A 20,543-nucleotide genomic window follows, 5' to 3' on the forward strand; every position below is an offset into this window, starting at 1 on the left:
CATGAACGATCACGATCGAGCCGAACACCCCGGGCTGCGGCCCATCGACGATTCCTCGCTGACCCGCGAGAGCTGGAAGATCTTCCAGATCATGGCGGAGTTCGTGGAGGGCTTCGAGCGCCTGGCGCACATCAAGCCCTCGGTCAGCGTGTTCGGCTCGGCGCGCATCCCGTCCGATCACCCGGACTACCTGCTTGCGGAACAGATCTCGCGCCAGCTGTCGGACGCGGGCTTCGCGGTGGTCAGCGGCGGCGGGCCGGGCATCATGGAGGCCGCCAACAAGGGCGCGTTCGCCGGCCATTCCCCCAGCATCGGGCTCAACATCCAGCTGCCGCACGAACAGCACGCCAACCCCTACCAGGACATTGGCCTGGGGTTCCGGCACTTCTTCTCGCGCAAGGTGATGTTCGTCAAGTACGCCTCCGCCTACGTGGTGCTGCCGGGCGGCTTCGGCACACTGGACGAGCTGGCCGAGATCCTGACCCTGGTGCAGACCGGCAAGACCCGCCGCATCCCGGTGGTGCTGGTGGGCAGCAAGTTCTGGGAAGGCCTGCTGCAGTGGTTCGAGGACGCGCTGGTCACCCATGGGACCATCGATGCCGAGGACCTCAATCTATACTCGGTGGTGGACACCCCCGAGGAGGTCGTGGACGTGATCTTCGAGTACTACGAGGCCCGCAGCTTCGAGCCCTCGGCGGAAGAGAAACAACGACTGATGGAGCTCTGATGATGACGAGCACCCGCGCCACGGCGCTGGCCGCTGCCCTGCTGGGCCTTGTTCTCGCCGCCGGGCCGCTGGCGGCGCAGGACTTCGAAGACGCCCCGCCACCGCCCGACATGCCCGACGAGGCCGCCGGCGACGAGCCCGCGCCGCCGCCGGTGCTGGACGAGCGCGCCCGCCAGCTGCAGGAACTGGAAGAGGCGGACGTCATCATCATGGAGCGCGATGGCGAGCGGCGACGCGAATATCGCGTGGACGGTGATCTGGTGATCGTCGAGGTCACCCCGGCCGCCGGCCCGACCTATTATCTGGTGGACGTCACCGGGGAAGGCGATCTTGAACGCCGCGACGACCTGGCCCCCGGTTTCACCCCGCCCCGCTGGAGGATCCTGGAATGGTAAGCACGCAGTCGACCGTGGAACTGCCGGTCGCGGGTGCCGCGGCGCTGGAAGCAGCCTTTGCCGCCGCCCGGGCGGCCGGCGCGCCCGTGGGGCTGCCCGCCGCCGGCGATGCCCCGCAGCTCGACGGGGATCGCGCGCGCTGGGTCCTGGAGCGCGGCAACGCTGCGGAGCCCGGGGCGATCGCCAGCGGTCCCGGCACGCCGGAGGCGCTGGGCCGCCTCGCGGCCCGCTGGCAGGCCTGGCATCCGGCGGAGGCCCTGCCGCAGGACGGCGTCTGGCGCCGCGGGGTACTGCAGCAGCAGCTGCGCGAACGCACCGAAGACCTGAGCGCCACCCTGGACGAACAGGCGCGCGAACAACTGAACCGCGAGCTGCATCATCAGGGGCTGTACCGGTTCGAGGACCTGCCGGTGGCCGGCAGCTTCTGGCGCTCGGTCCGCCGGCACGGCGAGCACACCGGACTGGCGGATCTGACGGTCCCGCCGGCCCCCGTGCCGGCGTTCTGGCAGCTGGCGCGCATCGCGCTGGCGGTGGCCGTCAGCGAGACGGGCGAGCTCGATCGCGAACGCTACCGCGCCCTGCTGGATGGCTATCACCGCGAGCGCCCGCTGAGCGCGATCGAACGCGGCGCCGCCCCGACGCTCCTGCGCATGGCCGCGCTGGATGACTGGCTGGAATGCATCGAGGCCGGCCACGCGCCCGCGGGCCCCGATCCGCGCCTGGCCGGCCTGCAGGACGCCGGCACCCGGGTGCAGTCGGTATGGGTAAGGCCCGCCGCCTGATGACCCCGCGGGCCTCCCTCGCGGGGCTTGTGGCCCTGGCCATCGCCGGGGCGCCGGGCGTCGGCGTTCTGGCCTCCACCGAGGTCCACCGCTGGGTGGATGAAGACGGTGTGGTGCATTTCTCCGACGAGGCACCCGGCGACGGGCGCAGCGAACGCATCGAAGTTCAGGAGCCGATGGGCGCCGTCCCCCTGGAGAATGCCCGCGAGATCCTCGAACGCCCGATACGGCGGCCGGGAGAAGACCCGACGGACGACGCCCCGGAGGAAGACGCGGCCGCGGACGAAGAGAGCGACGATGAAGACGAAACTTCGATCGAGGACGTCCCGGTGCCCGTGGAACTGGTGGATTTCTGAGCCAGCCACGGGCATCGCACCACTTTGATGCACAGAATGCCCTACAATAGGGCAATGACTGCACCTCATCAGAGCGCCACCGCACAACGCCCCCGGACGAAGCGCTGCGACGCCCTCGTGGCCATTCTGGCGCACTTCATGCTTGAAACCGGGTGATGAGCCCGCATACGCCCCCTTCGCCCGCCTCGCTGCCCACCCCCCCGTGGTGGGACGACCTGTCCACGGCCGTGATGGTCACCGACGGGGATCTGCGGCTGCAGGCGATGAACGGCGCGGCCGAGGTCCTGCTGGGCCTCAGCCGCGAGCGCATCCTCGGTCACCCGCTCGGCCAGTGGCTGCATCTGGACCGCAACCTGACCACCCGTCTGCGCAACGCCCTGACCCGGGACCAGCCGATCACCCTGCGTGCGCGGCGCCTGGAACCGCTGCGCGCGGAAAGCTTCCTGGCCGACGTGGTGATCACGCCGCTGCACGGCGAGGGTGACGAACCCGGACGGCTGCTGTTCGAACTCAGCGCGATCGACCGGCACGAGCGCATCTCGCGCGAGGAACAGCTGCAGAAGCAGCAGGCCATCTCGCGCGCGGTCACGCGCGGGCTGGCGCACGAGATCAAGAACCCGCTCGGCGGGCTGCGCGGCGCCGCGCAGCTGCTGGCCGGAGAACTGGACGATCCCGACCTGCGCGAATACACGCGCATCATCATCCATGAGGCCGACCGCCTGCGCTCGCTGGTGGACCGCATGCTCGGCCCCAACAACATGCCGCAGCGCGCCCCTCTTAACCTGCACGAGGTCCTCGAGCACGTGCGCGGCCTGATCAGCGTCCAGCTGCCGCTGGGCGTGAAGATCCGCGGCGACTACGACCCTTCGATCCCGGAGATCGAAGCGGATCGCGACATGCTGGTGCAGGCGCTCCTCAACCTGGTGCAGAACGCCCTGCAGGCGCTGGGCGACGAGGGCGAGATCGTGCTCAGCTCGCGCATCCTTCGCCAGTACACCGTTTCCGGCAAACGCCACCGGCTGGTCGCGCGCCTGAGCGTGCGCGACAACGGGCCGGGAATCCCCGAGGAGGTCCGCGAGCGGATCTTCTTCCCCATGGTCACCGGCCGCGACAGCGGCACCGGCCTCGGCCTGCCGATCGCGCAGAGCCTGGTCCAGCTGCATGACGGCCTGATCGAATGCCATTCACGGCCCGGCTCCACGCGCTTCGACATCCTCCTGCCCGTGGCCGGACCGCCCGCCAGCGAGAGCCCCGACGCATGAATCCGACGGTCTGGATCATCGACGACGACGATTCCATCCGCTGGGTGCTGGAACGCGCCCTGAGCCGATCCGATATCGCGGTGCGCGGGTTCGAGTCCGCCGACGCGGCATGGGCGGCCCTGGAGACGGAAGACACCCCGGACACCATCGTCGCCGACATTCGCATGCCGGGGCTCAACGGGCTCGATTTCCTGGCGCGCATGCAGAGCCGGGGTGACGCGCCACCGGTGATCATCATGACCGCATTCTCCGATCTGGAGAGCGCGGTGGGCGCCTACCAGACCGGAGCGTTCGAATACCTGCCCAAGCCGTTCGACGTGGACGAGGCGGTGGCCCTGGTGCAGCGTGCCCTGGAGGCCCGCCGTGACAGCCTGGCGGCCGCAACGCCCGACGAGGGCAGCGCCGAGGAAACCCCCATCATCGGCGAGGCGCCGGCGATGCAGGAGATGTTCCGCGCCATCGGCCGCCTGTCACGCTCCAACATCACGGTGCTGATCAACGGCGAATCGGGCACCGGCAAGGAGCTGGTCGCGCGCGCGCTGCATCAGCACAGCCCGCGGGCGGGTCAGCCGCTGATCGCCCTGAACACCGCGGCCATCCCCAAGGACCTGCTGGAGAGCGAGCTGTTCGGGCATGAACGCGGGGCCTTTACCGGCGCCAGCCAGACGCGCAAGGGGCGCTTCGAGCAGGCCGACGGGGGCACCCTGTTCCTCGACGAGATCGGCGACATGCCGTTCGACCTGCAGACCCGCCTGCTGCGGGTGCTGGCCGACGGCACCTTCTACCGGGTGGGCGGGCATACCCCCATCCATACCGACGTGCGCATCATCGCCGCGACCCACCAGGATCTGGAAGAGCGAGTGCGCGCGGGTCAGTTCCGCGAGGACCTGTTCCACCGCCTCAACGTGATCCGCATTCATGTGCCGTCGCTGCGCGAGCGGCCGGAAGACATCCCGCTGCTGGTGAATCATTTCATGAGCGAGGTGGCCACCGAACTGGGCGTGGAGCCCAAGGTGATGCGCCCCGAGGTGGTCGCGGAGATGCAGCGCCTGCCATGGCCGGGCAATGTGCGCCAGCTGGAAAACACCTGCCGCTGGCTTACGGTGATGGCCTCCGGACGCGAAGTGCACCTGGAGGACCTTCCGGCGGAACTGCGCCGCGATGACACGCCCCGGTCCACGGGCACGCCGCAACCGGGACCGGGACCGGCACAGGCCGTGCCGATCGAACCCCGGGAGTGGACCGATGAACTGGCGCGCGTGGCCCGCGAGCACTGGGAACGCGGTGACCGGGACGTGCTGGGGAGCCTGCAGCCGGCGATGGAACGCACGCTGATCCGGGAGGCGCTGCGGGCCTCGGGCGGACACCGCCAGCAGGCCGCGGCCCTGCTGGGCTGGGGCCGCAACACGCTGACGCGCAAGATCCAGGAACTGGGAATGAACGAGGAACGGCCGTAACCGGCAGGCGCGAGTGCTGCCGGCACGTCAGGCGCCGCAGCCGGAGAAGCCCTCGTTCAGCTGCAGCCGTCCGGTCAGCTCGCTCACGTGGCCGATCCCGTGGCGGTCCATGTAGTCGTTGATGCCCGCGAGGATCTTCGGCAGGCAGAGGGGATCGTAGAACAGACCGGTACCCACGCCCACGGTAGCAGCCCCCGCCAGCAGGAACTCCAGGGCATCCTCGGCACGGGTGACCCCGCCCTGGCCGATGATCGGGATGCCGTGGGCCTTCGCTACCTGATGGACCTGGTGGACCTTCAGCAGCGCCACCGGCTTGATCGCCGGGCCCGAAAGTCCGCCCTGGTTGTTGCCGATCACCGCGCGGCCGCTCTCGGCGTCCACCGCCATGCCCATCAGGGTGTTGATCACGGCAAAGCCGTCGGTGCCCGCCTCGATGCAGCGCCGGGCGTTCTCGGCGATGTCGGTCTGGTTGGGCGAGAGCTTGGTAATCAGGGGCTTCTGCGTGACCGAACGGCAGGCCTCGACCACCCGCGCGGACATGTCCGGGTCATTGCCGAAGGCGACCCCGCCTTCCTTCACGTTGGGGCAGGAGATGTTGATCTCGATCGCGTCCACCGGGGAATCGTCGAAGGCCCGCGCGACCGCGATGTATTCCTCAATGGTGGAGCCGGAGACGTTGGCGATGAAGCACGTCTCGTCGTAATCCAGCCCCGGCAGGATCCCGCCGACCACCTGTTCGACCCCGGGATTCTGCAGGCCGATGGCGTTGAGCATGCCCTCCGGGGTCTCGTACACCCGGTGCGGGGGGTTGCCGGGCCGGGCGGCCCCGGTAGTGCCCTTGAGGCACACCGCACCGGCATCCCGGTTGGAAAAGCCGGCCACCCGGGTATATTCCTCGCCGAAGCCGACACAGCCGGACAGCAGCACCAGAGGCGTGTTGAAATGCAGCCCGCAGAATTCCAGGGAGAGCCGCGAATCGTCGCGCGCTTCGCTCATGTTTCACATCGTCCTGTATCAGCCCGAGATCCCGCCGAACACCGGGAACGTCATTCGTCTGGCCGCCAACACCGGGGCGGCCCTGCATCTGATCCACCCGCTGGGCTTCAGCCTGGACGAGAGCCGGCTGCGCCGCGCGGGGCTGGATTACCGGGAATGGGCCCGGGTCCGCGAGTATGACAGCCTGGCCGCCTGGCGGGAATCCGTGGCCCCGCGGCGGGTGTTCGCGATCACCACGCGCGGGAGCAGCCGCTTCGATACCCCGGCGTTCGCCGCGGGCGATGCCTTCCTGTTCGGCCCCGAGAGCCGCGGCCTGCCGCAGCAGGAACTGGACGCGATCCCGGAGGAGCGGCGCCTGCGGCTGCCGATGCAGCCCGGCAGCCGCAGCCTCAATCTCGGCAATTCGGTCGCGGCGGTGATCTACGAGGCCTGGCGCCAGCTGGACTTCGCCGGCGGCGAATGAGCCGATGGGTCAGATATTCTCGGCGACCGGGTCGCGCTCCAGCAGGCGCCGCACCGCGTCGTGCACCCGCCGGCCACGGTAGAGCACCGCGTGCACCTCCTCGCAGATCGGCATCTCCACGCCGGCGGCATGCGCGCGTTCCACTGCCACGCGCGCGGTCTCGACCCCTTCCACCGACTGGCCCACCCGCTCACGCGCGGTCGCCAGGTCGTAACCCTGGCCCAGCAAAAGACCGACGCGGCGGTTGCGCGACTGGTCGTCGGTGCAGGTGAGCAGCAGATCGCCGAGGCCGGACAGCCCGGTCAGGGTCTGCGGCCGCGCCCCCAGGGCCTCGCCCAGGCGCTGTAACTCGGCCAGCCCGCGGGTCAGCAGCGCGGCGCGGGCGTTGGCGCCGAACCCGGCCCCGTCGGCGATACCGGAGGCCACCGCGAGGACGTTCTTGAACGCCCCGCCCAGCTCCACGCCGATCACGTCGGGGTTGCCGTAGATGCGCATGGAACCGCCGTGGAAGGCATCCGCCAGACGTCGCCGGCGCTCCGGGTCGGCCGAGGCGGCGGTGAGGGCAGTGGGCTGACCGCGCGCGACCTCGGCGGCGAACGAAGGCCCGGAGATCAGGGCCGCCGGCTGTCCGGGGCCGAGTTCCGCCTCGGCCACCTCGTGCAGCCAGGCACCGGTCCCGGTTTCCAGCCCCTTGGTGGCCCAGGCCACGACCTGCCCCGGTTCCAGCCGGGGCCGCAGCCAGCGCAGGGTCTCGCGGAAGGCGCCCGAAGGCACGACCACCAGCACCAGGTCGACGCCGTCGACGACCTCCGACGCGGCGGTCACCCGCAGGTTGCGCGGGAAGGTCAGGCCCGGGAGATAGCGGGGATTCTCGCGTTCGCGCTGGAGGCGCTCGGCGGTCTCGGCCGAACGCCCCCACAGCCGCACGTCGTCGTGCAGGCGTGCGGCATGCACCGCCAGGGCGGTCCCCCAGGAACCGGCCCCCAGTACCGCGATGCGCATGCGCCGGGCCGGCTCAGGGGTTTTCGCTGGCCGTGACGGCGGCGCCGTTGCCTCCCTGGCCCTGACCCGAACCTTCCTGCTGTTCCTTCAGGTGCTTGGCATACAGCGCGTCGAAGTTGACCGGCTGCAGCAGCAGCTGCGGGAATCCGCCCTTCAGGACCAGGTCGGCAACCGTCTCGCGGGCGAAGGGGAACAGCGCATTGGGGCAGTAGGCACCCAGCAGCTGATTGCGTTGCTCCTCGGAGAAACCGCGCACGATGAACACCCCGGCCTGCTTGATCTCGACCAGGTAGCCGGTCTCGCCGTTGGATTCGGTGGTGACCGTCAGGCCCAGCTCGACCTCGTAGACCCCTTCCTGCTCGCCCACCGGGCGCGCCTGGGTGTTGAGCTGGATGCCGGTCTCGCCCTTCCATTCCTTGAGGAAGATCTCCGGGGCGCCGGGGGCCTCGAAGGACAGGTCCTTGATGAAGACCTTCTGCATGGAGAATTCGGGGCCATCGGAGCCCTGGCCGCCCTGTGCGGCCGCGTCGGTCTGGTTTTCTTCAGCCATGGTGCGTTCGGATCCTTTCAGGTGTTCGTGGAATCGCCGGCGTCCACGCCCCCGCAGGCCTCGATCAGGCGGTCCAGCTCGCCGGACCGTTCCATGGCCTGGAGTTCATCGTAGCCGCCGATATGGGTGTCCCCCAGGAAGATCTGCGGGACGCTGGTGCGTCCGTCCGCCCGCTGTTCCATCTCGTGGCGCAGCCCGGAGTCCCGGTCGATGCGGTATTCGTCGAAGCCGAGGTCGCGCTGGTTCAGCAGGCGGCGGGCGAGGATGCAGAACGGGCAGTGCCCGGTAGAGTAGACCTCCAAGCGCATGTCACTTCTTCTTCAGCGGCATGCCCGCATTTTCCCATGCCTGGATGCCACCGGAAAGATTGACCACGTCCTCGAAGCCGGCCGCCGTCAGCTGATTCGCAGCCATGGAGGACCGGTTACCGCTACGGCAATAGACCACCACGGGGCTGGACTTCCACGCCTCGATGTCCTGCATGCGCTTTTTCAGTTCGCCGAGGGGGATATGCTTCGCGCCACCGATGCGGCCGCCGGAGACCTCGTTGTGCTCGCGCACATCCAGCACCAGGGCATCATCCTGGTTCATTACGCGCACCGCTTCGGTGGGCGCCAGCTCGCGGTACTTGCGCGTCAGGCGCCGGAACTCGGCGTAGATGATCAGGGCAAGCACCGCGATCAGGGCGCCTGTCAGAATCGGGTTGTTGGCAAGGAATTCGGGCAGTCGTTCAAGCATGCGGGAGACCGGTCGGGATTCAGGAACGGCAGAAGACGTCCTGCATCATACCGATCAGGCGCAGGGTGCGGGAGTCCCCCACGCGGTAATAGACCCGATTGGCGTCCTTGCGCGTGGCCAGGATGCCCTTGTCACGCAGGATTCCGAGGTGCTGGGAAATATTGCTCTGCGAGGTCCCGACCTGATCCACGATTTCCTGTACGCTGACCTCCCGGTCGCCCAGAATGCACAGGATCTTGAGTCGCAGCGGATGGGACATGGCCTTGAGCGAGCGCGAGGCCCTCTCGATATCCTCGTCCTGCGACATCAGTTCGTCTTCGATGCACGGTTCGTCGCTCACGGCAGCCTCTCGTTCGGAGGGGCAAGACCCCTGCCACTGGGTGAGAATATTAGAACGCAAACGTACCCCGATATGCGGATTCACGCAATCTTGTCCCTGTCGCTTTCATGGGTTGGCCTGCTGCTGGCGGGGCTGCTGGTTGCCGTGCCGGCCACGGCGCTGGAACCCGAGGCGGAGCTGGAAAAGACCCTGGAGGCCATCCGGGACGTCGAACGTTCGCTGGAGGAACGCCGCGAGGCAGTCGCCAATCTGGAAGACCGGATCGCCGCGTCCGCCCGGGGCGCGGGCGAACAACGCGAACGACTGGATGAGCTGGAACGCCGCCGTGAGGCCCAGGAGGAGGTGATTGCCGAGCACGAGGCTCGCGTGGCCCGGCGCGAGGAACGGCTGCACGAGCAGCGACACGACGCGGCGCGACTGGTGCATGACCAGTGGCTGCAGGCGCGCCATGGGCAGGGTGACCGGCCGACGGAAGGCGGACAGCGGCACCACCCCGTTTATGCGGCCGCCATTCAGCAGGCGCGGGAACGGACCCTGGCAGGCCTGCACCAACGGATCGAGGAGCTGCAGGCGGCCCGTGCCGGGCTGACCGAGGAACGCGAACGGCTGGCTCGCCGCGAGACCGAGACCCGCGAAGCGATGGCCGAACTGGAGCGTCAGGAGGCAGCCCGCCGGGCGGCACTGGAGGAACTCGAGGCGGCCATGGAAGACGAGGCACTCGAGCTGGAACGCCTCGAACGCAACGCCGAGACCCTGGATCGCGTGATCACGGAGATCGAAGAGCAACGCCATGCCACCACCGCCGAAGAGCAAACGGGCGAGGAGGCGCCCCCTCGGTCCCGCGCGGTCAATCCGGACGTCCCGTTCGCGGATCTGGAAGGGGAGTTGCCGCGACCGGTGGATGCACCGGTCATCCGCGATTTCGGCAGCGAACGCCGCGGCAGCCTGCGCAGCCAGTGGAACGGCGTGGTGCTGGAGGCGCCCTCGGGCGCGCCGGTGCGGGCAGTGCATCAGGGTCGTGTGGTCTATGCGGACTGGATGCAGGGCTACGGGTTCCTGGTGATCCTAGATCACGGGGACGGTTATCTGACGCTGTACGGCAACCTCGAAGACATCCTCGCCGGGCCGGGGGAATCGGCCGATGCAGGCGAGCCGGTGGGACGCGCCGGGGAAGGCAGTCCCGCCATCGCGCCGGGACTGTACTTCGAAGTACGGCGGGAGGGGCAGACATTGAACCCGCAGGCATGGTGGCCGTCACAGTAAGGGCGGAATGCTAGAATTCGGAGCATAACCGCAGAAAGACCTCGGACAAGGGATACTCTGATGAACAAGCTTTTCCATTCCGGCTACGGCCTGCTCACCGGCCTCGTTCTGGGCATCATGCTGAGCGTGTCCGTGGGCGTGTACGCCGGGCGCGACGATGCCGCCGGTCTGTCGGCACTGCCGGTCGAGGACCTGCAGCGCTTCACCGACGTCTACATGCGCATCAAGCGCAATTACGTCGAGGAAGTCGACGACAGCGAGCTGCTGGACAACGCCATTCAGGGCATGCTGACGGGGCTCGACGAGCACTCTTCCTACCTCGACGAGGACGACTTCCGTGACATGGAAGCGGGAACCTCGGGCGAGTTCGGCGGCCTCGGGATCGAGGTCGGGATGGAAGACGGCTTCGTGAAGGTCATCGCTCCGATCGACGACACGCCGGCGGATCGTGCGGGCATCCAGGCGGGTGACCTCATCGTGCGTCTGGACGGTGACTCGGTGCGCGGCATGACCCTGTCGGATGCCGTCAGCCGGATGCGCGGCGAACAGGGTTCCGACATCACCCTGACGGTGGTGCGCGACGGCGAGGATCAGCCGCTGGAGATCACCATCACGCGCGACATCATCCAGGTGGAATCGGTCCGCTCCGAGATGCTGGAAGACGGCTACGGCTACGTACGCGTCAGCAACTTCCAGACACGCACGGCGCGGGATCTGGTCAGCGCGATCGAGGAGCTCAAGGAGGCCAACGGCCTGAAGGGCCTGGTCCTGGACCTGCGCAACAACCCGGGCGGGATCCTCAACGGCGCCGTGGGCGTATCCGACGCCTTCCTGGACGGAGGACGGATCGTCTACACCGAGGGCCGGCTGGACGAGGCGCAGATCGAATATGACGCCTCGCCGGGAGACGTCCTCGATGGCGTGCCGATGGTGGTACTGGTCAACCGCGGCTCGGCGTCGGCTTCGGAGATCGTCGCGGGTGCCCTGCAGGACCACGGTCGCGCGATCATCATGGGGCAGAACAGCTTCGGCAAGGGATCGGTGCAGACCATCCTGCCGCTGTCGGAGCAGACCGGGATCAAGCTGACCACCGCACGCTACTTCACCCCGGACGGCCGGTCCATCCAGGACGAAGGGATCACCCCGGACATCGCGCTGGACGAGACCCTGCGGGTGTCGCGCTCGGAAGACGACTCGCCCGCGCGGCCCGACCTGCCGGACGATGTCGATGACGAGGAAGAAGAAAGCCTGGCCGAGCGCGACTTTGGCCTGAACGAGGCCCTCAATCTCCTCAAGGGCCTGAACTTCTACAACGGACGCTAGCGGGAGGAGCTCGATGACGCGAGTGCTCGTACCTCTGGCCTCCGGCTCGGAAGAGCTGGAGGCCGTGACCATGATCGACCTGTTCCGGCGGGCCGGCTTCGAGGTCACGGTGGCCGGTCAGGAGGCCGGGCCGGTCACCTGCTCGCGCGCTACGGTGATCCAGCCGGACAGTGAGCTCGAAACGGCCGTCGGCGGAGATTTCGATCTGATTGCCATTCCCGGGGGACTGCCGGGCGCGAATCACCTGCGCGATGACCCGCGGCTGATCGCACGGCTGCAGAAACAGGCGGAAGCCGGCCGGCATCTGGCGGCCATCTGTGCGGCCCCCAAGGTGCTGGCGCAGGCCGGGTTGCTGCAGGATCGCCGGGCGACCTGCTTTACCGGCGCCCTCGACGGCACCGGAGTGGAGTCGAGCGGTGCGGCCGTGGAAATCGACGGTAACGTGATCACCGGGCGCGGGCCCGGCGTGGCGATGGATTTCACCCTGGCGGTCATCGAGGAACTGGCGGGCCGCGAGGCCCGTGAGGCGGTTGAGGGTCCGCTCCTGCGGGCCTGAGGCGGGCCGCCGGAACGGACGGGATATCGGATCGGCGAGAGGGCCGAATCGGTGGCCGAATCGGCGAGGGGGCTCGCCTCCTACGGGCAGGTCGAACCCTGGCCCCGGCAGGAGGCCGGCCCTCCGGCCGAGTTTGCGTCCGGCCAATCGCCTGCGCCGGGTCGGCGAGGGGGCTCGCCTCCTACAGGGAGGAGGTCGAACCCTGGCCCCGGCAGGAGGCCGGCCCTCCGGCCGATTTTGCGTTCGGCCAATCGCCTGCGCCGGAACGGCGCGGGGACTCGCCTCCTACGCGGAGGCCGAACACGAAATCGCGTCAGTCGGCGCGGCGCAGGAACGGGCGCTGGCCGGACTGCACGGCGCGGCGGATAAAGTCCGCACGGCCGCTTTCGCGCTGGTTGACCTCGTCCGCGCACTGCGACGGCTCGTAGGCCGCGGCCGAGAGCATCACTTCCAGTTCGGCGACGTCTACCTTCGGATCGGTCAGCTGGTCGGAGGTGACGTTCAGGTGGCGCCCCACCTCCCAGAACATGCGTGGATTCCACATCTTGGTCTGCACCCGCGGCGAGTTGAACAGTTCGACGCAGCGCTGATTGATCTGTTGCTGATCCATGGGGTACTCCGGTCACGGTTTTCAGGACGCCGGGGAATCTAGCGAAGCCGGCGTGGCAATACAAGCCATGCGGACTATTCCACGGTCACGGATTTGGCCAGATTGCGCGGCTGGTCCACGTCGGTCCCCTTGAGCACGGCGGTGTGATACGCGAGCAGCTGCAACGGGATCGCGAAGAGAACCGGAGCGATCCACGAGTTCAACGGGCCGTCGTGGGGCATGCCGACCCAGGTGTCATCCGGGCCCAGGGCGCGTGCCGCCGCCTCCTCGCCGATCACGATCAGCTCGCCGCCGCGGGCCCGTACCTCCTGCAGGTTGCTCGCGAGTTTCTCCAGCTGGGCGTCATCCGGTGCCACCGCAATGACCGGCATTTCGGCGTCCACCAGCGCCAGGGGCCCGTGCTTGAGCTCACCCGACGGGTAGGCCTCCGCATGGATGTAGGAGATCTCCTTCAGCTTCAGGGCGCCCTCCAGCGCAATCGGGTAATGCACCCCCCGCCCCAGGAACAGCGCGTGGTGGCGCTCCACCAGATGCTCCGCCACCTGCGCGAGGCGCCCGTCCAGCTGCAGTGCGGCGTCGGCCATTGCCGGCAGGGACTGGAGCGCCCGGATACCGTCCTGGCGGTCGGCGGCCCCGAGCCGCGCGGTGCGCGCCGTATCACCGAGCAGGAGCACCAGGACGGCCAGCGCGGCGAGCTGGGTGGTGAAGGCCTTGGTGGAGGCAACGCCGATCTCGGGGCCGGCCTGGGTCATCAATACCAGATCCGCGAGCCGGGCCATGGTGCTCTCGGGTACGTTGCAGATGGCCAGCCGCGCGGCGAAGGGCTCTTCGCGCGCCTGGCGCAGCACCGCCAGGGTGTCAGCGGTTTCCCCGGACTGCGACAGCACCAGCAGGAGGGTCCCGGGAGCGACCACATGCCGGCGATAGCGGTACTCGCTCGCCACCTCGACCTGTGCCGGCATGCCGAGATAATCCTCGATCCAGTACCGCGCCACCATGCCCGCGTGATAGCTGGTGCCGCAGGCGACGATCTGCACCGAGGTGACGTCGCACAACAGACGGTCGGTGTCCGGGCCGAGCAGATTCGGCAGCACGCCGTCATGACCGAACCGTCCGGCCAGGGTTTCGGCCAGCGCGCGCGGCTGCTCGTGGATCTCCTTGAGCATGAAATGGCGGTAGTCGCCGCGATCGGCGATGGTCACCTCGCAGCGGGTCTCGCGCGCCTCACGGGTGACCGTGTTGCCACGCGCATCCTCGATCTCGACGCGATCGCGTCGCAGGACCGCGATGTCGCCTTCTTCCAGATCGATGAACCGCTGGGTGACCGGCAGCAGTGCCTGCATGTCGGACGCCGCAAAGTTCTCGCCGATCCCCAGACCGATCAGCAGGGGCGACCCGTGACGGGCGACGATGACCCGGTCCGGTGCATCGGCCACGGTGACGGCCAGCGCCCACGCCCCCTGGAGTCGGGCGCAGACGCCGCGCACGGCCGCTACCGGTTCTTCCCCGGCAGCCAGCGCCTGTTCGATCAGGTGGGCGATGACCTCGCTGTCGGTGTCGGATGCACAGTTCCAGCCATCGGCCGCCAGGGCGTCCCGCAGGGCCGCATGGTTTTCGATGATGCCGTTGTGCGCAATGGCGACGCGCCGGTCGCGCGACAGGTGCGGATGCGCATTCGCCTCGGAGGGCCGCCCGTGGGTGGCCCAGCGGGTGTGGGCGAGACCGGCATGGCCCTGGAGCCCGGCCTGCGCGACCCGCTCCTCCAGCGCGGCGACCTTGCCCTCGGTGCGAACGACGTCAATGCCGGCCGGGCGGGCGACCGCGACCCCGGCGGAGTCATAGCCCCGGTACTCCAGGCGGTGCAGGCCCTCGATCAGGAGCGGAACGATGTTGCGCTCGGCAATGCCGGTAACCAGTCCGCACATGGTTCAGTCCCCGTCTTCCGTTGCCTCGGTGCCGGCTTCGCCCGATTTCGGTCTCTTCGCCGGACGCTGCCAGCCTTCCACGGTCCGTGCCGGCGCCCGCGTCAGGGCCAGCGCGCCGTCCGGCACGTCGCGGCTGATGGTCGAGCCCGCGCCCACGGTCGCGCCCGCACCGATGGAAATCGGCGCGACCAGCGCGGTGTTGGAGCCGATAAACGCGTCCGCGCCAATCTCGGTGTGATGCTTGTTGGCCCCGTCGTAATTACAGGTGATGGTGCCCGCCCCCAGGTTGGCTCCGGCACCGACCCGCGCATCGCCGACGTAGGCAAGATGGTTGGCCTTGGCACCGGACTCCAGGCGCGCGTTTTTCACCTCGACGAAATTGCCGACCCGGGCGCCCTCGCCAAGATCGGCCCCCGGACGCAGGCGCGCGAACGGGCCGGCCTCGGCCCGCTCGCCGAGCCGGGCGCCCTCGACCACCGTATACGGCTGCAGCCGCGCGCCGGAAGCGATACGACAGTCACGCAGCACGCACCCGGCACCGATTTCTACATCATCGCCGAGGATCACCGTTCCCTCCACCACGACATTCACGTCCAGCCGGCAGTCGCGGCCGAACTCCAGCGTACCGCGGCAATCGAACCGGGCCGGGTCTGCCAGTGCCAGACCCTCACGCATGGATTCATCGGCGATCTCCCGCTGGAGCAGGCGTTCCTGTACCGCAAGCTGCGCCCGGTCGTTCACGCCCAGGACCGCGTCGGGGTCCTGGCTGTCGATCAGGGCCACCGACTGGCCCTCGCCCCGGGCCACCGCGACCACATCCGTCAGGTACCACTCGCGCTCGGCATCGGCCGGGGGCTCGCACGCACCCAGCCAGCGTCTCAGCGCCACCGCATCGCCCGCCAGGACCCCGGTATTGATGCGGTTCACGGCGGCCTCCGCAGCGTCCGTCTCCTTGTCCTCCACGATCCGCTCCAGATTGCCCCGCGCGTCTTCGATCAGGCGCCCGTAGCCACGGGGATCGGCCACCCGGGTACCAAGCACCGTGAGCGTCTCCCGCGTACGCGCACAGCCTTCCAGGTCTGCCAACGGGATCCGGGGCACGTCGCCATACAGCACCAGAACCCGCGCACCGTCGGGGATCCCCTCCAGGGCGCGGGCCACCGCGTGTCCGGTGCCCCCGGGATGGCCCTGGTCCACCCAGCGCAGGTCCTCTCGCTGCGCGAAGGCCGCCTGCACCGCCTCCCGGCCGTGGCTGACCACGACATGGACGGCGCTGGCCTCCAGCCGGTCCGCGCGCTCGAGCACGTGCGCCAGCATGGGTCGGCCGCCCAGCGGCTGCAGCACCTTGGGCAGGGCCGAGCGCATCCGCGTGCCCTTGCCGGCGGCGAGTATGATCAGATGCAGTCGTTCCACAATCACCCTTCCATACCGAGATCCCGGCCGGGACCACAAACAACAAGGCCGCCCGAGAGAGGCGGCCTTGTGATCCTTCCCTGCCGTGTCTGCCGCCGGTTCAGCGGCGGCGACGCAGCTTTTCGATCATCTGCAGCCGGGCCGCGGCTTCCGCAAGCTCGGCCTGCGCCTTGGCATAATCGAAGTCGGCCTGCTTGTCGGCCAGGGCTTCCTCCGCCCGCTTCTTGGCCTCGAGCGCCTCGGCCTCGTCCAGGTCCTTCGCGCGGACCGCGGTATCCGCGAGCACCGTGACGTGGCGCGGCTGCACCTCCATCACGCCCCCGGAGACGAACACCGGCTGGGGCTCCGCCCCTTCCTTCTCCTGTATGCGCAGTTCGCCCGGATTCAGACGAACCAGCATCTGCAGGTGACCGGCATACACGCCGACCTCGCCTTCCTCGGCCGGGGCCGCGATCATCTCGGCCGTGCCGGAGTAGATCGACTCCTCGGCACTGACCACGTCCACATGCATTGTCATTGGCATGACAGGTGCTCCTTAGCCGAGTTTGTCGGCCTTCTCGACGGCTTCCTCGATGGTACCCACCATGTAGAACGCCTGCTCGGGCAGGTGATCGTACTCACCGTCCACGATGGCCTGGAAGGCACGAATGGTGTCCTTGAGCGACACGTACTTGCCGGGGGCGCCGGTGAACACTTCCGCAACGAAGAACGGCTGCGACAGGAAGCGCTGGATCTTGCGCGCCCGGGCCACGACCAGCTTGTCGTCTTCCGACAGCTCGTCCATGCCGAGGATCGCGATGATGTCCTTCAGCTCCTTGTAGCGCTGCAACGTACCCTGCACCGCACGCGCGGTATCGTAGTGCTGCTGGCCGATGATCTGCGGATCCAGCTGACGCGAGGTCGAATCCAGCGGATCCACTGCCGGGTAGATGCCCAGCTCCGCGATCTGGCGCGACAGCACGACGGTCGCGTCAAGGTGCGCAAACGTCGTGGCCGGGGACGGGTCGGTAAGGTCGTCCGCCGGGACGTAGACCGCCTGGATCGAGGTGATCGAGCCCTTCTTGGTGGAGGTGATGCGCTCCTGCAGCACACCCATTTCTTCCGCCAGCGTGGGCTGGTAACCCACCGCGGAGGGCATGCGGCCCAGCAGCGCCGATACCTCGGTGCCGGCCAGGGTGTAACGGTAGATGTTGTCGATGAACATCAGCACGTCACGGCCTTCGTCGCGGAAGTACTCCGCCATCGTCAGACCGGTCAGCGCCACGCGCAGACGGTTGCCCGGCGGCTCGTTCATCTGGCCGTAGACCAGCGCCACCTTGTCGAGCACGTTGGAGTCGTTCATCTCGTGATAGAAGTCGTTCCCTTCACGAGTACGCTCCCCGACGCCGGCAAACACCGAGTAGCCGCTGTGCTCGATGGCGATGTTGCGGATGAGCTCCATCATGTTGACGGTCTTGCCCACGCCGGCGCCGCCGAACAGGCCCACCTTGCCGCCCTTGGCGAAGGGGCAGAGCAGGTCGATGACCTTGATCCCGGTTTCCAGCAGGTCGGTGGAGCCCGCCTGTTCGTCAAAACTCGGGGCCTTGCGATGGATCGACCATTTTTCTTCGGTTTCCACGTCGCCGGCCTCGTCCACCGGGCGGCCCAGCACGTCCATCACGCGGCCCAGGGTGCCCTGGCCCACCGGCACGGAGATCGGGCCCCCGGTGTTGCTCACGGCGGTCTGGCGCTTGAGGCCGTCGGTGCTGCCCATGGCGATGGTCCGGACGATCCCGTCGCCCAGCTGCTGCTGGACCTCGAGGGTCAGGCCGTTTTCCAGCGTCAGGGCGTCGTAGACCCTGGGCACCTCGCCGTGGGGGAACTCCACGTCCACGACGGCGCCGATGATTTCGACAATCTTTCCAGAGCTCATGCGTTCAATCCTCTAAGTCGTAATTCTTGCCGCGTCGGGCCTGCCGGAGGCGGTCGCTAGACCGCCGCGGCGCCGCTGACGATCTCGGAAATCTCCTGCGTGATCGCGGCCTGGCGTGCCTTGTTGTAGACCAGCTGGAGGTCCTTGATCATCGTGCCGGCGTTGTCGGATGCCGCCTTCATCGCCACCATCCGCGCGGCCATCTCGCAGGCCACGTTCTCGACCACGGCCTGATAGATCAGGGATTCCACGTAGCGCTCGACGAGGGTATCCAGAACCTCGTAGGGCTCCGGCTCGTAGATGTAGTCCCAGTGGTATTCCAGTTCTTCGTCCGCGCTTGGCGCGGTCGGCAGCAGCTGCGTGACCTGCGGCTTCTGCGTCATGGTATTGACGAACTTGTTCTCAACCAGAACGACGCGATCGATCTTTTCCTCGCGGAAATCGTCCAGCAGCACCTTCGCGGTTCCGATGAGATCGGAGAGGTGCGGGCGGTCACCGAGATCCGTGGCCTGCGCCACGATGTTGCCCCCCAGCCGCCGGAAGAACTGCAGTGCCTTGTTGCCGAACACGCAGAGATCCACCTCGACCCCTTCGTCGCGGTAGCGCCGCATTTCCGCGACCGCCTGCTTGAACAGGTTGGTGTTCAGGCCGCCACACAGCCCGCGGTCGGTGGACACCACGATCATGGCGACGCGCTTGACGTCGCGCTCCACCATGAACGGGTGACGGTACTGGGCGTTCGCCATCGCGACGTGACCAATCACGTCGCGGATCTTTTCGGCGTACGGCCGGGACTCCTGCATGCGGTCCTGGGCCTTGCGCATCTTGGACGCGGCCACCATTTCCATGGCCTTGGTGATCTTCTGAGTATTCTGGATACTCTTGATCTGCGTCCGGATCTCCTTCGTGCCCGCCATTGCGCGCTCCCGTTACCAGGTGTTCTTGGACTTGAACTCGTCCAGGGCGGCGGTCATGCGTTCCTGGATGGAGTCGTTGTAGTCGCCGGTGCTGTTGATCTCGTCGAGCAGCGCCTTCTGGTTCGAGCGCAGCCAGGCCTGGAGTTCGCGTTCGAAATCCACGACCTTGTCTTCCTCGACGTCGTCGAGGTAGCCCTGATTGGCCGCGTACAGCGAGAACGCCATCTCGCCGATGGACATCGGCTGGTACTGGCCCTGCTTCATCAGCTCGGTAACGCGCTTCCCGCGATCCAGCTGCTTGCGCGTGGTTTCGTCCAGATCGGAGGCGAACTGCGAAAACGCGGCCAGTTCGCGGTACTGGGCGAGGTCGAGACGCACGCTGCCGCCCAGCTTCTTGATGATCTTGGTCTGGGCCGAGCCACCGACACGGGAAACCGAAAGGCCGGCATTGATCGCCGGGCGGATACCCGAGTTGAACAGGTCGGTCTCGAGGAAGATCTGACCGTCGGTGATCGAGATCACGTTGGTCGGCACGAACGCGGACACGTCGCCGGCCTGGGTCTCGATGATGGGCAGGGCGGTCAGCGAGCCCGTCTGACCCTTGACCTCGCCATTGGTCGCACGCTCGACGTATTCCTCGTTGACGCGGGAGGCACGCTCCAGCAGACGCGAATGCAGGTAGAACACGTCACCCGGATAGGCTTCGCGGCCCGGCGGACGACGCAGCAGCAGGGACACCTGACGATACGCCCAGGCCTGCTTGGTGAGGTCATCGTAGACGATCAGGGCATCTTCGCCCTTGTCACGGAAGTATTCGCCCATCGCGCAGCCGGCATAGGGGGCGATGAACTGCATCGCGGCGGATTCGGACGCGTTGGCCGCGACAACGATGGTGTTCTCCATCGCGCCGGCCTGTTCCAGCTTGTGCACCACCGACGCCACCGAGGAGGCCTTCTGGCCAACGGCGACGTAGATGCACTTCACGCCGGAATCCTTCTGGTTGATGATCGCATCCACGGCCACGGCGGTCTTGCCGGTCTGGCGGTCGCCGATGATCAGCTCGCGCTGACCGCGGCCGACGGGGACCATGGCGTCGATGGCCTTGATGCCGCTCTGCAGCGGCTGGTCCACGCCCTGACGTTCGATGACGCCGGGTGCCATGCGCTCGATCGGGCTGGTCTGACCGGTCTCGATCGCGCCCTTGCCGTCCAGCGGCTGCCCGAGCGAATCGACCACGCGGCCGAGCAGCTCGTCGCCCACCGGGACCTCGAGGATGCGGCCGGTGCACTTGACGGTGTCGCCTTCGCGCAGGTGGTTGTAATCACCGAGGATCACCACACCCACGGAGTCGCGCTCGAGGTTGAGCGCCATGCCGTAGGTTTCGCCGGGGAAGGCGAGCATTTCGCCCTGCATGACGTCGCCCAGGCCGTGAACGCGGGCGATGCCGTCCTGCAGGCTGACCACGGTGCCCTCGTTCGAGGCCTCGGAGCCCGCATCGAACTTGTCGATGCGCTGTTTGATCAGATCACTGATCTCGGAGGGATTCAGTTGCATGA

Annotated in this window: 23 protein-coding genes; 10 read left to right on the forward strand and 13 right to left on the reverse strand. The window is 67.9% G+C overall.

What is annotated here, in order from left to right:
- Position 1 precedes the first annotated feature (1 nt).
- The 6 genes from F790_RS0103470 to ntrC all read left to right on the forward strand — a co-directional run bounded on the left by F790_RS0103470 (position 2) and on the right by ntrC (position 4,979).
- The gene (locus F790_RS0103470) at positions 2 to 727 is read left to right on the forward strand and encodes a TIGR00730 family Rossman fold protein (RefSeq protein WP_018868927.1); all 726 of its coding nucleotides are present in this window, start codon (positions 2 to 4) and stop codon (positions 725 to 727) included.
- Positions 727 to 1,122 carry a DUF2782 domain-containing protein gene (locus F790_RS0103475; RefSeq protein ID WP_019022523.1) on the forward strand — a complete coding sequence of 132 codons (396 nt, stop codon included), beginning with the start codon at positions 727 to 729 and terminating at the stop codon, positions 1,120 to 1,122. Before F790_RS0103470 ends, F790_RS0103475 begins: the two co-directional genes overlap by 1 nt.
- Positions 1,116 to 1,904, forward strand: a complete 789-nt coding sequence (locus tag F790_RS0103480; RefSeq protein ID WP_019590847.1) for a hypothetical protein — start codon at positions 1,116 to 1,118, stop codon at positions 1,902 to 1,904. The genes F790_RS0103475 and F790_RS0103480 overlap by 7 nt, the downstream gene beginning before the upstream one ends.
- Positions 1,883 to 2,260 (forward strand): DUF4124 domain-containing protein, encoded by a 378-nt coding sequence (locus tag F790_RS0103485; RefSeq protein WP_026332865.1) that lies wholly within the window; start codon positions 1,883 to 1,885, stop codon positions 2,258 to 2,260. The genes F790_RS0103480 and F790_RS0103485 overlap by 22 nt, the downstream gene beginning before the upstream one ends.
- Positions 2,261 to 2,415: 155 nt before the next feature.
- Entirely contained in the window at positions 2,416 to 3,522 is a 1,107-nt protein-coding gene (gene glnL / locus F790_RS0103490) for a nitrogen regulation protein NR(II) (protein WP_019022526.1), read from the forward strand.
- Positions 3,519 to 4,979, forward strand: a complete 1,461-nt coding sequence (gene ntrC, locus F790_RS0103495; protein ID WP_019590849.1) for a nitrogen regulation protein NR(I) — start codon at positions 3,519 to 3,521, stop codon at positions 4,977 to 4,979. The genes glnL and ntrC overlap by 4 nt, the downstream gene beginning before the upstream one ends.
- Positions 4,980 to 5,006: 27 nt before the next feature.
- On the opposite strand, the gene F790_RS0103500 is transcribed toward ntrC, so the two are convergent.
- Positions 5,007 to 5,975 (reverse strand): dihydroorotate dehydrogenase, encoded by a 969-nt coding sequence (locus F790_RS0103500; RefSeq protein WP_019590850.1) that lies wholly within the window; start codon positions 5,973 to 5,975, stop codon positions 5,007 to 5,009.
- Here F790_RS0103500 and F790_RS0103505 point away from each other — a divergent pair.
- Positions 5,974 to 6,438, forward strand: coding sequence for a tRNA (cytidine(34)-2'-O)-methyltransferase (locus tag F790_RS0103505; protein ID WP_018868920.1), 465 nt, complete (start codon positions 5,974 to 5,976; stop codon positions 6,436 to 6,438). The two genes, F790_RS0103500 and F790_RS0103505, sit on opposite strands and share 2 nt — an antisense overlap.
- A 9-nt stretch (positions 6,439 to 6,447) precedes the next feature.
- Here F790_RS0103505 and F790_RS0103510 read toward each other — a convergent pair whose 3' ends face one another.
- The 5 genes from F790_RS0103510 to F790_RS0103530 are packed head-to-tail and all read right to left on the reverse strand — an operon-like array spanning position 6,448 to position 9,035.
- A complete protein-coding gene (locus F790_RS0103510) occupies positions 6,448 to 7,440 on the reverse strand; it encodes an NAD(P)H-dependent glycerol-3-phosphate dehydrogenase (protein ID WP_019022530.1) in 993 nt (330 codons plus the stop codon).
- 13 nt (positions 7,441 to 7,453) lie between these two features.
- Positions 7,454 to 7,990: a protein-export chaperone SecB gene (secB, locus tag F790_RS0103515; RefSeq protein WP_018868918.1), complete on the reverse strand. Its 537-nt coding sequence runs from the start codon at positions 7,988 to 7,990 to the stop codon at positions 7,454 to 7,456.
- A 17-nt stretch (positions 7,991 to 8,007) separates the two neighbouring features.
- Positions 8,008 to 8,298, reverse strand: coding sequence for a glutaredoxin 3 (gene grxC / locus F790_RS0103520; RefSeq protein WP_019590851.1), 291 nt, complete (start codon positions 8,296 to 8,298; stop codon positions 8,008 to 8,010).
- Between the two features lies 1 nt (position 8,299).
- Positions 8,300 to 8,728: a rhodanese-like domain-containing protein gene (locus tag F790_RS0103525; protein WP_018868916.1), complete on the reverse strand. Its 429-nt coding sequence runs from the start codon at positions 8,726 to 8,728 to the stop codon at positions 8,300 to 8,302.
- Positions 8,729 to 8,747: 19 nt separating this feature from the next.
- Positions 8,748 to 9,035 carry a helix-turn-helix transcriptional regulator gene (locus F790_RS0103530; RefSeq protein WP_051073636.1) on the reverse strand — a complete coding sequence of 96 codons (288 nt, stop codon included), beginning with the start codon at positions 9,033 to 9,035 and terminating at the stop codon, positions 8,748 to 8,750.
- Positions 9,036 to 9,140: 105 nt separating this feature from the next.
- Here F790_RS0103530 and F790_RS0103535 point away from each other — a divergent pair, with 105 nt between their 5' ends.
- Genes F790_RS0103535 through F790_RS0103545 form a run of 3 tightly spaced genes read left to right on the forward strand, consistent with a single transcriptional unit; the run spans position 9,141 to position 12,210 of the window.
- Positions 9,141 to 10,331: a murein hydrolase activator EnvC gene (locus tag F790_RS0103535; RefSeq protein WP_019590852.1), complete on the forward strand. Its 1,191-nt coding sequence runs from the start codon at positions 9,141 to 9,143 to the stop codon at positions 10,329 to 10,331.
- A 60-nt stretch (positions 10,332 to 10,391) separates the two neighbouring features.
- The gene (locus tag F790_RS0103540; RefSeq protein ID WP_019569318.1) at positions 10,392 to 11,654 is read left to right on the forward strand and encodes a S41 family peptidase; all 1,263 of its coding nucleotides are present in this window, start codon (positions 10,392 to 10,394) and stop codon (positions 11,652 to 11,654) included.
- Positions 11,655 to 11,667: 13 nt separating this feature from the next.
- Positions 11,668 to 12,210, forward strand: a complete 543-nt coding sequence (locus F790_RS0103545) for a DJ-1 family glyoxalase III (RefSeq protein WP_019569319.1) — start codon at positions 11,668 to 11,670, stop codon at positions 12,208 to 12,210.
- Positions 12,211 to 12,523: 313 nt separating this feature from the next.
- On the opposite strand, the gene F790_RS0103550 is transcribed toward F790_RS0103545, so the two are convergent.
- The 7 genes from F790_RS0103550 to atpA all read right to left on the reverse strand — a co-directional run bounded on the left by F790_RS0103550 (position 12,524) and on the right by atpA (position 20,541).
- Complete coding sequence (locus F790_RS0103550; protein WP_018868911.1) at positions 12,524 to 12,820, reverse strand: hypothetical protein; 297 nt, start codon at positions 12,818 to 12,820, stop codon at positions 12,524 to 12,526.
- Positions 12,821 to 12,894: 74 nt separating this feature from the next.
- Positions 12,895 to 14,745, reverse strand: coding sequence for a glutamine--fructose-6-phosphate transaminase (isomerizing) (glmS, locus tag F790_RS0103555; RefSeq protein ID WP_019590853.1), 1,851 nt, complete (start codon positions 14,743 to 14,745; stop codon positions 12,895 to 12,897).
- 3 nt (positions 14,746 to 14,748) lie between these two features.
- Positions 14,749 to 16,158, reverse strand: coding sequence for a bifunctional UDP-N-acetylglucosamine diphosphorylase/glucosamine-1-phosphate N-acetyltransferase GlmU (gene glmU, locus F790_RS0103560; protein WP_019590854.1), 1,410 nt, complete (start codon positions 16,156 to 16,158; stop codon positions 14,749 to 14,751).
- Positions 16,159 to 16,258: 100 nt separating this feature from the next.
- Positions 16,259 to 16,681 (reverse strand): F0F1 ATP synthase subunit epsilon, encoded by a 423-nt coding sequence (locus F790_RS0103565; RefSeq protein ID WP_024328652.1) that lies wholly within the window; start codon positions 16,679 to 16,681, stop codon positions 16,259 to 16,261.
- A 12-nt stretch (positions 16,682 to 16,693) separates the two neighbouring features.
- On the reverse strand, positions 16,694 to 18,070 hold the full coding sequence (gene atpD, locus F790_RS0103570; protein WP_019022537.1) for a F0F1 ATP synthase subunit beta: 1,377 nt from the start codon (positions 18,068 to 18,070) through the stop codon (positions 16,694 to 16,696).
- A 56-nt stretch (positions 18,071 to 18,126) separates the two neighbouring features.
- Positions 18,127 to 18,987, reverse strand: coding sequence for a F0F1 ATP synthase subunit gamma (gene atpG, locus F790_RS0103575; protein ID WP_018868906.1), 861 nt, complete (start codon positions 18,985 to 18,987; stop codon positions 18,127 to 18,129).
- Positions 18,988 to 18,999: 12 nt separating this feature from the next.
- Entirely contained in the window at positions 19,000 to 20,541 is a 1,542-nt protein-coding gene (gene atpA, locus F790_RS0103580) for a F0F1 ATP synthase subunit alpha (RefSeq protein ID WP_019590855.1), read from the reverse strand.
- Positions 20,542 to 20,543 lie beyond the last annotated feature (2 nt).

Origin of the sequence: Thioalkalivibrio sp. ALE20 (assembly GCF_000381405.1) — a bacterium.
Classification (GTDB): Bacteria; Pseudomonadota; Gammaproteobacteria; order Ectothiorhodospirales; family Ectothiorhodospiraceae; genus Thioalkalivibrio.

Excerpts from the sequence above, each read along its gene's own strand:
- F790_RS0103565 (WP_024328652.1), bottom strand. The coding sequence starts at position 16,681 with ATGCCAATGACAATGCATGTGGACGTGGTCAGTGCCGAGGAGTCGATC.
- F790_RS0103510 (WP_019022530.1), bottom strand. The coding sequence starts at position 7,440 with ATGCGCATCGCGGTACTGGGGGCCGGTTCCTGGGGGACCGCCCTGGCG.
- secB (WP_018868918.1), bottom strand. The coding sequence starts at position 7,990 with ATGGCTGAAGAAAACCAGACCGACGCGGCCGCACAGGGCGGCCAGGGC.
- F790_RS0103535 (WP_019590852.1), top strand. The coding sequence starts at position 9,141 with ATGCGGATTCACGCAATCTTGTCCCTGTCGCTTTCATGGGTTGGCCTG.
- F790_RS0103485 (WP_026332865.1), top strand. The coding sequence starts at position 1,883 with ATGGGTAAGGCCCGCCGCCTGATGACCCCGCGGGCCTCCCTCGCGGGG.
- glmS (WP_019590853.1), bottom strand. The coding sequence starts at position 14,745 with ATGTGCGGACTGGTTACCGGCATTGCCGAGCGCAACATCGTTCCGCTC.
- F790_RS0103540 (WP_019569318.1), top strand. The coding sequence starts at position 10,392 with ATGAACAAGCTTTTCCATTCCGGCTACGGCCTGCTCACCGGCCTCGTT.
- F790_RS0103505 (WP_018868920.1), top strand. The coding sequence starts at position 5,974 with ATGTTTCACATCGTCCTGTATCAGCCCGAGATCCCGCCGAACACCGGG.
- F790_RS0103530 (WP_051073636.1), bottom strand. The coding sequence starts at position 9,035 with ATGTCGCAGGACGAGGATATCGAGAGGGCCTCGCGCTCGCTCAAGGCC.
- atpD (WP_019022537.1), bottom strand. The coding sequence starts at position 18,070 with ATGAGCTCTGGAAAGATTGTCGAAATCATCGGCGCCGTCGTGGACGTG.
- F790_RS0103470 (WP_018868927.1), top strand. The coding sequence starts at position 2 with ATGAACGATCACGATCGAGCCGAACACCCCGGGCTGCGGCCCATCGAC.
- F790_RS0103475 (WP_019022523.1), top strand. The coding sequence starts at position 727 with ATGATGACGAGCACCCGCGCCACGGCGCTGGCCGCTGCCCTGCTGGGC.
- atpA (WP_019590855.1), bottom strand. The coding sequence starts at position 20,541 with ATGCAACTGAATCCCTCCGAGATCAGTGATCTGATCAAACAGCGCATC.
- F790_RS0103500 (WP_019590850.1), bottom strand. The coding sequence starts at position 5,975 with ATGAGCGAAGCGCGCGACGATTCGCGGCTCTCCCTGGAATTCTGCGGG.
- glnL (WP_019022526.1), top strand. The coding sequence starts at position 2,416 with ATGAGCCCGCATACGCCCCCTTCGCCCGCCTCGCTGCCCACCCCCCCG.
- F790_RS0103525 (WP_018868916.1), bottom strand. The coding sequence starts at position 8,728 with ATGCTTGAACGACTGCCCGAATTCCTTGCCAACAACCCGATTCTGACA.
- ntrC (WP_019590849.1), top strand. The coding sequence starts at position 3,519 with ATGAATCCGACGGTCTGGATCATCGACGACGACGATTCCATCCGCTGG.
- F790_RS0103550 (WP_018868911.1), bottom strand. The coding sequence starts at position 12,820 with ATGGATCAGCAACAGATCAATCAGCGCTGCGTCGAACTGTTCAACTCG.
- atpG (WP_018868906.1), bottom strand. The coding sequence starts at position 18,987 with ATGGCGGGCACGAAGGAGATCCGGACGCAGATCAAGAGTATCCAGAAT.
- F790_RS0103545 (WP_019569319.1), top strand. The coding sequence starts at position 11,668 with ATGACGCGAGTGCTCGTACCTCTGGCCTCCGGCTCGGAAGAGCTGGAG.
- F790_RS0103480 (WP_019590847.1), top strand. The coding sequence starts at position 1,116 with ATGGTAAGCACGCAGTCGACCGTGGAACTGCCGGTCGCGGGTGCCGCG.
- grxC (WP_019590851.1), bottom strand. The coding sequence starts at position 8,298 with ATGCGCTTGGAGGTCTACTCTACCGGGCACTGCCCGTTCTGCATCCTC.